This is a genomic window from Streptococcus sp. 2018037 (assembly GCF_019754195.1).
Classification (GTDB): domain Bacteria; phylum Bacillota; class Bacilli; order Lactobacillales; family Streptococcaceae; genus Streptococcus; species Streptococcus hashimotonensis.
Genome location: NZ_JAIJZQ010000011.1, coordinates 47,667 through 60,837 on the forward strand (window position 1 = coordinate 47,667; position 13,171 = coordinate 60,837).

The 13,171-nt window shown below is 41.3% G+C and carries 9 protein-coding genes and 1 pseudogene; all 10 read left to right on the plus strand.

The genetic code is table 11. The annotated features are described in order from the left end of the window. The first annotated feature begins 217 nt into the window (after positions 1-217). The 10 genes and pseudogenes from K5Q29_RS05770 (at position 218) to K5Q29_RS05815 (ending at position 13,120) form a co-directional block, all read left to right on the plus strand. A complete protein-coding gene (locus K5Q29_RS05770) occupies positions 218-1,186 on the plus strand; it encodes a thiamine pyrophosphate-dependent dehydrogenase E1 component subunit alpha (protein ID WP_013730549.1) in 969 nt (322 codons plus the stop codon). Between the two features lie 255 nt (positions 1,187-1,441). Next, on the plus strand, positions 1,442-2,437 hold the full coding sequence (locus tag K5Q29_RS05775; RefSeq protein ID WP_002942393.1) for an alpha-ketoacid dehydrogenase subunit beta: 996 nt from the start codon (positions 1,442-1,444) through the stop codon (positions 2,435-2,437). A gap of 341 nt (positions 2,438-2,778) precedes the next feature. Beyond that, positions 2,779-4,167: a dihydrolipoamide acetyltransferase gene (locus tag K5Q29_RS05780; protein WP_024385178.1), complete on the plus strand. Its 1,389-nt coding sequence runs from the start codon at positions 2,779-2,781 to the stop codon at positions 4,165-4,167. A 273-nt stretch (positions 4,168-4,440) separates the two neighbouring features. Then, positions 4,441-6,201 carry a dihydrolipoyl dehydrogenase gene (gene lpdA / locus K5Q29_RS05785; protein WP_044677893.1) on the plus strand — a complete coding sequence of 587 codons (1,761 nt, stop codon included), beginning with the start codon at positions 4,441-4,443 and terminating at the stop codon, positions 6,199-6,201. Positions 6,202-6,343: 142 nt separating this feature from the next. Beyond that, the gene (locus tag K5Q29_RS05790) at positions 6,344-7,198 is read left to right on the plus strand and encodes an HAD family hydrolase (protein WP_205032646.1); all 855 of its coding nucleotides are present in this window, start codon (positions 6,344-6,346) and stop codon (positions 7,196-7,198) included. 1 nt (position 7,199) lies between these two features. Next, positions 7,200-7,439: a SemiSWEET transporter gene (locus K5Q29_RS05795; RefSeq protein WP_029171014.1), complete on the plus strand. Its 240-nt coding sequence runs from the start codon at positions 7,200-7,202 to the stop codon at positions 7,437-7,439. A gap of 167 nt (positions 7,440-7,606) precedes the next feature. Next, positions 7,607-8,437 (plus strand): annotated as a pseudogene (gene licT / locus K5Q29_RS05800) (BglG family transcription antiterminator LicT); the annotation flags it as partial. A 202-nt stretch (positions 8,438-8,639) separates the two neighbouring features. Further along, entirely contained in the window at positions 8,640-10,550 is a 1,911-nt protein-coding gene (locus tag K5Q29_RS05805) for a beta-glucoside-specific PTS transporter subunit IIABC (RefSeq protein WP_105139090.1), read from the plus strand. Positions 10,551-10,742: 192 nt separating this feature from the next. Next, positions 10,743-12,428 carry a carboxylesterase family protein gene (locus K5Q29_RS05810; RefSeq protein ID WP_105139089.1) on the plus strand — a complete coding sequence of 562 codons (1,686 nt, stop codon included), beginning with the start codon at positions 10,743-10,745 and terminating at the stop codon, positions 12,426-12,428. 26 nt (positions 12,429-12,454) lie between these two features. After that, positions 12,455-13,120 (plus strand): DUF1593 domain-containing protein, encoded by a 666-nt coding sequence (locus K5Q29_RS05815; protein WP_105139088.1) that lies wholly within the window; start codon positions 12,455-12,457, stop codon positions 13,118-13,120. Positions 13,121-13,171 lie beyond the last annotated feature (51 nt).

The window sequence follows — 13,171 nt, forward strand, 5'->3', positions numbered from 1 at the left end:
TATATTAACAGAAAGAAAGACGGCGTGCAAGCTCATTTTAAAGTTTGTGAAAAAAGTTTCAAACAAGGAAAATAAATCTTTTTGGAATTTGTGAAAAAACGCACTAAATCAAGGTTTTCACGAAAATTTGTGTAAAAAGAAAACGGTTCAATTACTTGCCATTTGTGAAATATTGGTCTATCATAGTACAGAAAGAGAAAAACCTTTGGAGGAAATTATGGTATCTATCACAAAAGAACAACATTTGGACATGTTCTTGAAAATGCAACAAATCCGTGATGTTGATATGAAATTAAATAAATTAGTGCGTCGCGGTTTCGTACAAGGTATGACTCACTTCTCAGTCGGTGAAGAAGCTGCAGCTGTTGGACCTATTGCTGGATTGACAGATGAGGACATCATCTTCTCACATCACCGTGGTCACGGTCACGTTATTGCAAAAGGTATTGACATCAATGGCATGATGGCTGAGCTTGCTGGTAAGGCAACTGGTACATCAAAAGGTCGTGGTGGTTCTATGCACTTGGCAAACGTTGAAAAAGGAAACTTTGGTTCAAACGGTATCGTAGGTGGTGGTTATGCCCTTGCAGTTGGTGCAGCCCTTACGCAACAATACCTTGGTACAGATAACATTGTTATTGCCTTCTCAGGTGATTCAGCTACTAACGAAGGTTCCTTCCATGAATCAATGAACTTGGCGGCAGTTTGGAACTTGCCAGTTATCTTCTTCATTACAAACAACCGTTATGGTATCTCAACAGATATTTCTTACTCAACTAAGATTCCTCATCTCTACCAACGTGCAGCAGCATACGGTATTCCAGGTCACTATGTTGAGGATGGTAACGACGTTATTGCCGTTTATGAAAAAATGCAAGAAGTCATCGAGTACGTTCGTGCAGGAAACGGACCAGCAATGGTTGAGGTTGAATCATACCGCTGGTTTGGTCACTCAACTGCAGATGCAGGTGTGTACCGTACAAAAGAAGAAGTTAACGAGTGGAAAGCAAAAGACCCACTTAAGAAATACCGCAAATACTTGACAGAAAACAAGATTGCGACAGACGAAGAATTGGATGCCATCGAAGCACAAGTTGCAGAACAAGTAGAAGCATCTGTAAAATTCGCACAAGAAAGCCCAGATCCAGACATCTCAGTAGCTTACGAAGATGTTTTCGTAGACTAACGTAAGAAGTTTGACTAAGCTCTAAAGAGCAAGTCAAACTACGGTAGCCACTATGGTGGACTACCTACTTACCTCACTAACTTCGCCTATTCAGCAATATCGGCTGAATAGTCTCCGTGTCGTAAGTAACATCAGAGTTGAAAGGAAAGTCAAACTAAGGTGTCTTAAGCAGGGACTATAGACAATTACATTGTGGTAATTGATTGGTTTTCCTTAGTACGTTAAAGATAAATTGATATAAATTAGGAGTAAAAAATGGCTGAAACAAAAGTAATGGCCTTGCGTGAAGCGATTAACTTGGCTCAGAGCGAAGAAATGCGTAAGGATGAAAAAGTATTCTTGATGGGTGAAGACGTCGGTATCTACGGCGGTGACTTCGGTACATCTGTTGGTATGTTGGACGAGTTTGGTCCAAAACGCGTTCGCGACACGCCTATTTCTGAGGCAGCAATCGCTGGTTCTGCGGTTGGTGCGGCTCAAACAGGTCTTCGTCCAATCGTTGACTTGACCTTCATGGACTTCATCACAATTGCCCTTGATGCGATTGTTAACCAAGCGGCTAAAACCAACTATATGTTTGGTGGTGGCTTGAAAACACCTGTAACCTTCCGTGTGGCATCTGGTTCAGGTATCGGTTCAGCGGCACAGCACTCACAATCTCTTGAAGCTTGGTTGACTCACATCCCAGGTATCAAAGTTGTTGCACCTGGTACAGCTAACGATGCAAAAGGTCTCTTGAAATCATCTATCCTTGACAACAACCCAGTTATCTTCTTGGAGCCAAAAGCTCTTTACGGTAAAAAAGAAGAAGTGAACTTGGACCCAGATTTCTACATTCCACTTGGTAAAGGTGAAATCAAACGTGAAGGTACAGATGTAACCATCATTTCATACGGTCGTATGTTGGAACGTGCCTTGAAAGCGGCTGAAGAAGTAGCTGCAGAAGGCATCAGCGTAGAAGTGGTTGACCCACGTACCCTTATCCCATTGGATAAAGAATTGATCATCGAATCTGTGAAGAAAACTGGTAAGGTTATCTTGGTTAACGATGCTTACAAAACAGGTGGTTTCATCGGTGAAATCGCATCAATCATCACAGAAAGCGAAGCCTTTGACTACTTGGATGCACCAATCATCCGTATCGCTTCAGACGATGTACCAGTTCCTTACGCAAACATTCTTGAAAACGCAGTATTGCCAAACGTAGAGAAAATCAAAGCGGCAATCTACAAGCAAGTAAACAAGGGTTAATCTTATCGTCATCCGCTTATCTTTTCCGGCTGTGTTGATTTGGCTTACCTAAGGTCAGTTATGCCTGCACCAAATTGACTTGTCAGAAAAGCAATCGGAAAGACGATAACCCTAATATGCTAGAAATAAAATGTTCTAGCATGACTAAGAATGCTTGGAAAAGAATTAAGTCACTTCGATTATCGAAGTCTGGTTTGGTTCTTGACAAGGTAAGAAACTGAAAGAAAGGATTAGAACACGAACTAAATGCTCGGAATTTAGATAGTCCGCCTTGGATGTGAAGCATCCTGCGTTGGACTCCTAAAATTCGGTCGCATTTGGACGTTCTTTGTATCATAATTATGGCTATTGAAATCATTATGCCTAAGCTCGGTGTGGACATGCAAGAAGGTGAAATCATCGAGTGGAAAAAACAAGAGGGCGATTTTGTCAACGAAGGCGACGTCATCTTGGAAATGATGTCTGACAAGACCAGCATGGAGCTGGAAGCAGAAGAGTCAGGCGTCCTATTGAAAATTGTTCACGGAAACGGTGCTACCGTTCCTGTAACAGAAGTTATTGCCTACATCGGTGCTGAAGGTGAGACGGTTGAAGCCGGTGCTTCAGCTGCACCTGCTGTTGAACCAGCAGCGGCTATTGAAGAAGTACCTGCTGGTCGTACACCAGTGATTGTTGCTCCTGCACCTGCTGCCAAACCACAAGGTGGTGGCAAGGTTCGTGCGACTCCAGCAGCACGTAAATTGGCGCGTGAGCTTGGAATCGATTTGGGTCTTGTTCCAGGAACAGGTGCTAACGGTCGTGTCCACAAGGTTGACGTCGAAGACTTCAAGGGAGCAGCTCCCAAAGCAACTCCGCTTGCAGCCCGTATTGCAGCAGACCAAGGTGTTGACTTGTCAACCCTTACAGGTTCAGGTGTCAACGGTAAGATTGTCAAGAACGACGTTCTTGCAGTACTTGCTCCTGCAGCTGTAGAAACGGCTGCTCCAGCACCAAAAGCAGAAGAAAAACCAGCTAAAGAATTGCCAGAAGGCGTTGAAATCATCAAGATGAGCCCAATGCGTAAGGCGATTTCAAAAGGTATGGTCAACTCTTACTTGACTGCTCCGACATTTACACTTAACTACGATATTGACATGACCAACCTCATGGCACTTCGTAAGCAAGTCCTTGAGCCAATCATGAACAAGACTGGTTTGAAAGTAACCTTTACAGACTTGATCGGTCTTGCGGTTGTTCGTACTTTGATGAAAGAAGAACACCGTTACATGAACGCATCTTTGATTAACGATGCACAAGAAATCGAATTACACAAGTTCGTCAACCTTGGTATCGCAGTAGGTCTAGATGATGGCTTGGTGGTGCCAGTTGTTCACGGTGCAGATAAGATGAGCTTGTCTGACTTTGTAGTGGCTTCAAAAGATGTCATCAAGAAGGCTCAATCTGGTAAGTTGAAGGGGGCTGAAATGTCAGGTTCGACCTTCTCTATCACCAACTTGGGTATGTTTGGTACTAAAACCTTTAACCCAATCATCAACCAACCAAACTCAGCAATCCTTGGTGTAGCATCAACTGTTCAAACACCAGTTGTTATTGATGGTGAAATCAAAATCCGTCCAATCATGGCACTCTGCTTGACCATCGACCACCGTATCATTGATGGTATGAATGGTGCTAAGTTCATGGTTGACTTGAAGAACTTGCTGGAAAACCCATTGGAATTGTTGATCTGAGATAAGATGCAAAAGGCGTTAAGAAAACCGTATGAAAATAGGAAATCAACGATGTGCCTTGAGGCACGAGGAGATTTATCTTTTTCAATAGGTTTTTAGCCTGTGCTCAATTTGGTAAAGAGAAAAAATAAAGAAAGGGAATAAGAGCGAGAGAGTTTTAGCAATTGAACCCGAGCGGAAAGCTCGGAAAAAAGATAAATCGTTTAGAAAATCAGGATTTTCTACGATTTCCTATTTTTCAGTCGCTTTCTCTTCGCTCTTGGTATCTTAAACATGGCAATTGAAATTATTATGCCGAAACTTGGTGTAGATATGCAAGAAGGCGAAATCATCGAGTGGAAAAAACAAGAGGGTGATTTTGTCAACGAAGGTGATGTTATCTTGGAGATGATGTCAGACAAGACAAGTATGGAATTGGAAGCGGAAGAATCAGGTGTTCTTTTGAAAATCGTTCATGGTAACGGTGCAACTGTTCCTGTAACAGAAGTCATTGCTTACCTTGGTGCAGAAGGTGAAACTGTTGAAGTGGGTGCTGCACCTGCTCCAGCTGAAGTTGCTCAAGCAACTGCCGATTTGAAAGCAGCTGGTTTGGAAGTACCTGCAGCTCCTGCAACAGCTCCACAAGCTCCTAAGGCTGAATTGGCAGCTGACGAGTACGACATGGTTGTTGTCGGTGGTGGTCCTGCTGGTTACTACGCTGCTATTCGTGGTGCTCAATTGGGCGGTAAAATCGCTATCGTTGAGAAATCAGAATTTGGTGGTACTTGCTTGAACAAGGGTTGTATCCCAACTAAGACCTACCTTAAAAACGCTGAAATCCTTGACGGCTTGAAGATCGCAGCTGAGCGCGGTATCAACCTTGCTTCAACTAACTACACCGTTGATATGGACAAGACAGTTGACTTCAAGAACAAGGTTGTCAAGACATTGACTGGTGGCGTTCAAGGTCTCTTGAAAGCTAATAAAGTGACTATCTTCAACGGTCTTGGTCAAGTAAATCCTGATAAGACTGTTGTTATTGGCGACAAGGTTATCAAAGGTCGTAGCATCATTCTTGCAACAGGTTCTAAAGTATCACGCATCAACATCCCAGGTATTGATTCTAAGTTGGTATTGACTTCTGATGATATTCTTGATTTGCGTGAAATTCCTAAGTCACTCACTGTTATGGGTGGTGGCGTAGTTGGTGTGGAACTTGGTTTGGTTTACGCATCCTACGGTACAGAAGTAACAGTTGTTGAAATGGCTGACCGTATTATTCCAGGTATGGACCGCGAAGTGTCTGTTGAATTGCAAAAAGTCCTTTCTAAGAAAGGTATGAAATTCTTGACTTCCGTTGGTGTATCTGAAATCGTTGAAGCCAACAACCAATTGACAATCAAGTTGAACGACGGCTCAGAAATCGTTTCTGAAAAAGCCCTTCTTTCAATCGGTCGTGTACCACAATTGGCTGGTCTTGAAAATCTTAATCTTGAATTGGACCGCGGTCGTATCAAGGTCAACGAATACCAAGAAACATCTATCCCAGGTATCTACGCACCAGGTGATGTCAACGGTACTAAGATGTTGGCACACGCTGCTTACCGTATGGGTGAAGTGGCAGCTGAAAATGCGATCCACGGTAACCACCACAAAGCTAAATTGGACTTCACACCAGCAGCGGTTTACACACACCCAGAAATCGCTATGGTTGGTTTGACAGAAGACCAAGCTATCGAGAAATATGGTAAAGAAAACATCCTTATCGGTCGCAACAGCTTCACTGGTAACGGTCGTGCCATCGCTTCTAACGAAGCACACGGTTTCGTAAAAGTTATCGCTGAGAAGAAATACCACGAAATCCTAGGTGTTCACATCATCGGTCCAGTTGCAGCTGAAATGATCAACGAAGCAGCAACCATCATGGAATCTGAGTTGACAGTTGACGACGTGGCAGCATCTATCCACGGTCACCCAACTTTCTCAGAAGTGATGTACGAAGCCTTCCTTGATGTTCTTGGCGTTGCGATCCACAACCCACCAAAACGTAAATAATATGATAAATGAAAAGAAAGTCCACGCGGCTTTCTTTTTTTGCATGTTCATAGGATAGTATCAATCTTTCGCAGTTTTGGACTGTTATTTGATAGAAAAACAGACTATACTTGTAGTAGAAAAAAAGGCAAGGAGAATAAAGATGCGCAAGATTATTTTTTTAGATGTGGATGGGACCTTGGTTGACTATCATAATCGTATTCCAGAATCAGCTGTTCGGGCTATTCGACAAGCTCGTGAAAATGGGCACTTGGTCTGTGTCTGTACTGGTCGCAGTCGGGCAGAGATGCAGCCAGAATTGTGGGAAATTGGCCTGGACGGAATGATTGGTGGCAACGGCTCCTATGTAGAGTATCAGGGAAAGGTTGTTATGCACCAACTCATTTCTAAGGAAGATGCAAAAGCTGTTGTAGACTGGCTCCATGAACGAGGGCTAGAGTTTTACTTGGAAAGCAACAATGGCCTCTTTGCAAGTGAAAACTTCCGCGAACGAGCTCGCGAAACCATGAAAATTTATGCTATGAATAAGGGGAAAACCGCCGAAGAAGTTGCTCACCAAGAAGTTGAAGATGTCATGTACGGCATGATTTTTGACGGTCAGCTCTACCGAGACGATCTCAACAAGGTCAGTTTTGTACTCGATTCCTATCAGGATCATTTGGACTCCAAGGCGGCGTTTCCACAGTTAGTAGCTAATACCTGGGGTGGTCGCGGAGAGACGGCGCTATTTGGTGATTTAGGCGTGAAAGACATTGACAAGGCACATGCGATTGATGTTTTGTTGGAACACCTTGGAGCAAACAAAGAGGACACCATCGCATTTGGAGATGCTAAGATTGACATCCCTATGCTAGAGTATTGTGCGGTTGGGGTTGCTATGGGAAATGGCGGAGCGGAAATCTTGGCTATGGCTGATATGGTGACAGACGATGTAGAACATGATGGTCTTTATAATGCTTTCGAAAAATTGGGATTGTTAGAAAAACAGGAGGGGTAGTATGATTGGATTTGTAGCGGCTTGCTTGACAACTTTTGGATTTTTGCCACAGGTCATACAGGTAGTAAAAACGAAGGAAACTCAGGCTATTTCACTCGGAATGTATAGTATGTCTGTCACAGGTATCGGTCTATGGTTAATCCATGGCATTTTGATAGGAGATGCGGCGCTCATCGTTGCGAATAGTATTTCCTTTGTTTTATCTGGTATTATTCTGTTCTATAAACTACGTTACAAATAAGATTTTTAAACCGCTTGCAAAACGATTTGTAATCTGATAAGATAAGAGTAGGATTGTTACTGATAAGCAGGCAAAACCTAAGCAGATAGTGAATAGTCTGGCGACAGTCTTATTTGCTATGTGTTTAGGTTCTTTTTTATCAGTTGAATAAAGAGGCGGTAAAGTAGATGCAGATTGAAAAAGTTTATAACAACAATGTCATTCAAGCAATAGATCAGCAGGGCCGTGAGTTGATTGTCATGGGGAAAGGATTAGGTTTTCAGAAAAAAGCAGGGGAAGAATTAGACACCAGTAAAATCGAGAAAACCTTTGTGCTACAAAATGACTATCAACAATCAGATTTATCAAGTCTGTACCTGCAAATGGAGAGCAGTGAAGTGGAAGTAGTCAATGCCATTATCAATAGGGCAGAGGAAACTTTAGAAGTTCAGTTTGATTTGTCTTTGTATCTAGCATTAGCAGACCATTTACATTTTGTATTTCAGCGATGCCGTGAAGGTATCTTTATTGAGAATCCGCTATCTTGGGAAGTACGTAAGTTTTATCCGAAGGAATACCAAATTGGCTTAGAAGCCTTGCAGTTGGTGCAGGAACGTTTAGGCTTGGAACTAGGAAAGGGAGAGGCCTCGTCTATTGCTCTTCATCTGGTAAATGCTCAGAAAAATGGTGCGTTTGGGAAAGAGACTCAAATCATCAGTAAGATTGTCACACAAATTTTAGATATTGTTCGCTTGCATTTTGGCTCTGTCAGCTATGAAGAAGATACAAGCTATCATCGATTTGTAACACATATCCAGTATTTTGCTCAACGTGTTGTCAATGGTGTTATAGAGGGGCAAAATGATGCCTTTCTGTATGAACAGGTAAAGGCTAACTATCCTGAATCGTTTGCTTGTACGACTAAGATTCGTCAGCATATTGCGGAGGTTTATCAATTTGAGATGTCAAAAGATGAACAAGTCTATTTGACTATTCATATCCAGCGCTTAAAAACAAGTTGGAAAAAAAGTCAAAAAAACTCCAGAAAACGCTTGCAAAAAATTTTGCAATGTGTTATTATAATCTCAACAAAAGGATTGTTACTGGTAAGCAGGCAAAACCTAAATATATACAAGATACTCTTTTTGGCTTGGGTCGAGAGGTAGTGTTTGGTATATGTTTAGGTTTTTCTGTTTTTCCAGAAAAGAAAGGAGCCGGAAAATGGCAAAGGATTATACAGATTTAGCTACAGATATAGTAGCTCATGTCGGAGGAAAAGAAAACATCAGCAGTCTCAAGCACTGTGTGACTCGTCTTCGTTTTGGTCTCAAAGATGAGAGCAAGGCAGATACAGACTACCTTAAAGCGCGTGATGGTGTTGTGACAGTTGTACAAGCAGGCGGTCAATACCAAGTCGTTATCGGTAACCATGTACCAGATGTTTATGCAGCGGTGCAAAAAGTTGCAGGGATCGCAGGGGATGGCTCATTGGATATTGACGAAGGCGACGGACCGAAAGGAAATCTATTTGATCGTTTTGTTGACCTTGTTGCAGGTGTGTTCCAACCTTCTCTAGGTGTTTTGGCAGCGGCTGGTATTATCAAAGGTGTTGTTGCAATCTTAGCTGCTACTTTGGGATGGAACAATACTAATTCAGCTTTATATGTAATTTTGGAAGCAGCAGGTGATGGGTTCTTCCAATTCTTGCCAATCGTACTTGGCTTTAACGCTGCTCGTAAATTTAATATGAACCAATTTACTGGTATGGCGATTGCGATGGCTTTGGTCTATCCAACATTACCAACTACATTGGCGACTTTGACAGAAGCTGGTCTTAATAATGTTTTTGGTATTCCATTTGTCTTACCAACAGCTGGTAGTTATCTATCAACTGTTATTCCAATCATTCTAGCAGTTTGGGTAGCATCTCATATTGAGAAATTCATGAAGAAAATCACACCAGATGTGGTAAAAGTCTTCATCGTTCCATTTGTAACACTATTGATTACTGTTCCTCTGACATTCTTAGTTGTGGGACCTGTCGCAAACTATATCTCTGATTTGTTGACAGCCGGCTTCACTGCAGTCATGAGCTTTAGCCCGATTGTTTATGGACTTTTGCTTGGTCTCTTGTGGCAAGTCATGGTAATGTTTGGTCTTCACTGGGCATTGGTGCCAATGGCTATCTTGGAATTCTCACAAAACGGTTCATCAGTTATTCTTGCAGCAGCCCTTCTTCCATGTTTCACTCAGACCGGTGTCCTTGGTGCAATTCTTCTGAAAACAAAAGAAGAAAAAGTGAAATCTGTTGCAATGCCAGCATTCATCTCTTCTATCTTTGGTGTCACTGAGCCAGCAATCTATGGTATTACGCTTCCGATGAAAACCCCATTCTATATCTCTTGTGTTGTATCAGCGATAGTTGGTGCTTATGTCCAAGCGATGAATATGACTACATATGCTTTTGGAGCAATGGGTGTGTTCCTCTTCCCAGGGTTCGTTAGCTCTGATGGTGGCATGGGTGACTTGACTGTGGCTCTTATTGGTACAGCTATCGCACTAATCGCTTCATTTGCTATCCAAATGGCTCTTCCAGTTCCTTACTTGTACGGAGAGCCTACTGAAAAAAAGACAGTTGAACCGACTAAGGAATCTGTCCCAGAATTAAAAGAAATCAAGCAAGAAATTATTGCTAGTCCCCTGATTGGTAAGGTTGTGAAATTGGAAAATGTTCCAGATGCTGTATTTGCTTCAGGAGCTATGGGCAAAGGGATTGCAATTGATCCGTTGGATGGCATCTTAGTCTCTCCAGCCAAGGCTGAAGTAACTCTTGTATTCCCAACTAAACATGCTATTGGTCTTCGTACTGAAAATGGAGCAGAGCTTCTTATCCATATTGGTATGGATACTGTTTCCCTCGCAGGCAAAGGTTTTGAGTCCTTTGTACAAGTAGGAGATGTGGTAGAAGCAGGTCAGAAACTACTCGAATTTGACCTCAACCAAATTAAAGCAGCTGATCTTCCAGTCATCACTCCAATTATCGTGACCAACACAGCTGACTATGAGGACATCTTGGTAACCCAAGAAAGCCAAATCAACAGTGGTGATTACCTGTTGACGACTGTGAAATAATTACATTGAATTTAGAAAGGGTAAATTTATATTTCTATACAAGACTAGAAAAACAGATAATTTTGTATAGATCATTGTAATAAATCTAAATAGATGCTAATCAGAACGTACTTTCCACGGATTTTGCGAATAAATTAGTATTTATTTAGATTTTTTTTGAGGCAAAAACATATTAAAATATGGGTGATTAATATGAAAAAAATACTATTTTATATGCTTACCGTTCTATCCTTCAGCATATTAGCTGCTTGTGGCCAGACTAATAATGCAAAGACTTCTATTTTTGATAATGAAGTAACTAAGGTTATCGCTAGTGGGGAGGTCACGGGCAAAAAAGATAATACTTCATCAACTATTGAATGGTTAGGAATTCCTTATGCTGCGGAACCAGTAGGAGAGTTGCGTTGGAAAGCACCACAGTCTGTAGAAAAATGGGAAGGTAGTTTTGATGCTACAGAAGTAGGTTCTCCCTATATCCAAATTTCTAAGGGTGAAGTAGTCGGTTCAGAAGGAGCGCTAAATCTTGATGTTGTTAGACCTGATAATACGGAGGCTAATCTACCAGTGATGGTTTTTCTGCATGGAGGAAATAATCAAACAGGTCATGCACAAGAAATCAAAGGAAATGGCTTTGTAAATGACATTAATGCCGTTTATGTTTCAATCAATTATCGCTTGGGCGCTCTTGGTTTCAATCCGTTGGAAGCACTTAAGACAGGAACCGATGAAGAAAAATCTGGGAATTATACTCTCTTAGACATTGCGGCAGCATTGGATTGGGTGGAAGAAAACATCGAGGTCTTTGGTGGTGATAAGGATAATGTGACCCTAGCAGGCTTTTCAGCTGGTGGTCGTGATGTAATGGCAACATTAATTTCTCCACTATTTAAGGATAAATATGATAAAGCAATATCATTTAGTGGAGGAATGACTCTAGCAGATGAAACGGATAGTCAAGATATTTTTGCAACGGCGATAGCACCATTAGTTGTTGAAGATGGAATCAAGTCCACAGAACTTGAAGCAAAAGAATGGTTGTTATCTAACGATCGTCAAGTAGCTGATTATCTTTATGGACTTCCTGCGGAGCGTTTGGCTTCGTTGATGGGAAATGCTGGTATTCGTATGTCTGTCTTTCCGCACCTGTATAAAGATGGGGTAGTCATTCCGAAGGAAGGATTTGATACTTCAAATTATAATGATGTGCCTCTTCTTTTAATAACAGGAACTAGTGAATTTTCTTTATTCACAGCTTTCGATCCCTATTTTGCAAATTCTGTGACAGATGGCAGTCTATTTTCAGATGCTGACAAATTAAAAGAATTTATATTTACTGAATCATATGGTAGTGCTCTGTATCGTCTGTCTAACACTGTAGATAGTGCTAGAAAATTGCAAGGAACATATAAATCACCAATATACATTGGAGAAATTTCTTATGGAGATAATACAGAGACTGCTCCAAAAACAGCTCAGTTGTTGGGGGCGTTTCATGGCGTATTTGAACCTTTACTTCAACAACCATCAAACTATGCTACCTTCATCGGTGAAGATTTCAATTCTGAAGGTGCTAAACAACTAAGCCAACAGTTTAAAGCATATTTGAAAGGATTTATCACAAGTGGTAACCCTGAAGGAGAAAAATTACCACAATGGGAAGAGTGGACAGCTGACGGCAGTCAGGTAATGAAATTTGATGCTAGTTTAGAAAAAGCTGAAATTGAAATGGGTGAAGATTCTCAATCTGCTGAGGATATTGTGTCTAGCTTAAGGGCGGATGAAAATGTATCTGCAGATATAAAACAAGTATTAATTGATGATGTGTTGAATGGTCGCTGGTTCAGTCAACCATTGGATGGTTTAAAAGTCAACGAATAGTAATTTAACCAATTTGGAGAGATAATATGAATTTGAAGAAATATTTAACACTTGGTGTTGCAACTACAGTTTTAGCGGGGTGTTCATTGAACAATAGTGCTAGTGTTTCAGAACAATCGGTGACAAATGAAAAATACCGTACAGTTATAACAACTGACGGTGAAGTAGATGATATGAATTCCTTGATTCGTTATTTCTATTACGCCAACGAAATGGATTTAGAAGGAATCGTGTTGACCAGCTCGACCTATCATTATGCAGGAGATAAAGAAAAAGGGATCGAACCTTATCGTTGGACGGGTACAGATTGGATCTATGAGATGATTGATGCTTATGGTGAAATTCAACCTAATTTATCTAAACATGCAGAAGGTTTTCCAACGGCAGATGAGTTAAAGAGTATTACTAAAATAGGGAACATCTCAAATGTTGGCGAAATGGACGAGGTGACGGAAGGTGCTAAATTTCTTGAAGAACTGTTCCTAGATGATAACGACACACCTTTATATGTACAAACGTGGGGTGGCACCAATACCACTGCTAGAGAGTTAAAATCGATAGAAGAAACTTATAAAGGTACTGATGAATGGGAGGAAATTCAAGAAAAAATCAATAAAAACATACTAAGATTAGTAGTGAGGAAATCTCCGACGGGAGAAAGTACTCACTACTTTTTCTTTATGTTAAAGTAGAGGTGTCTTGTTAAGTCGAGGGTGCTTTTGACGCTAGACGTCGCAATAAAA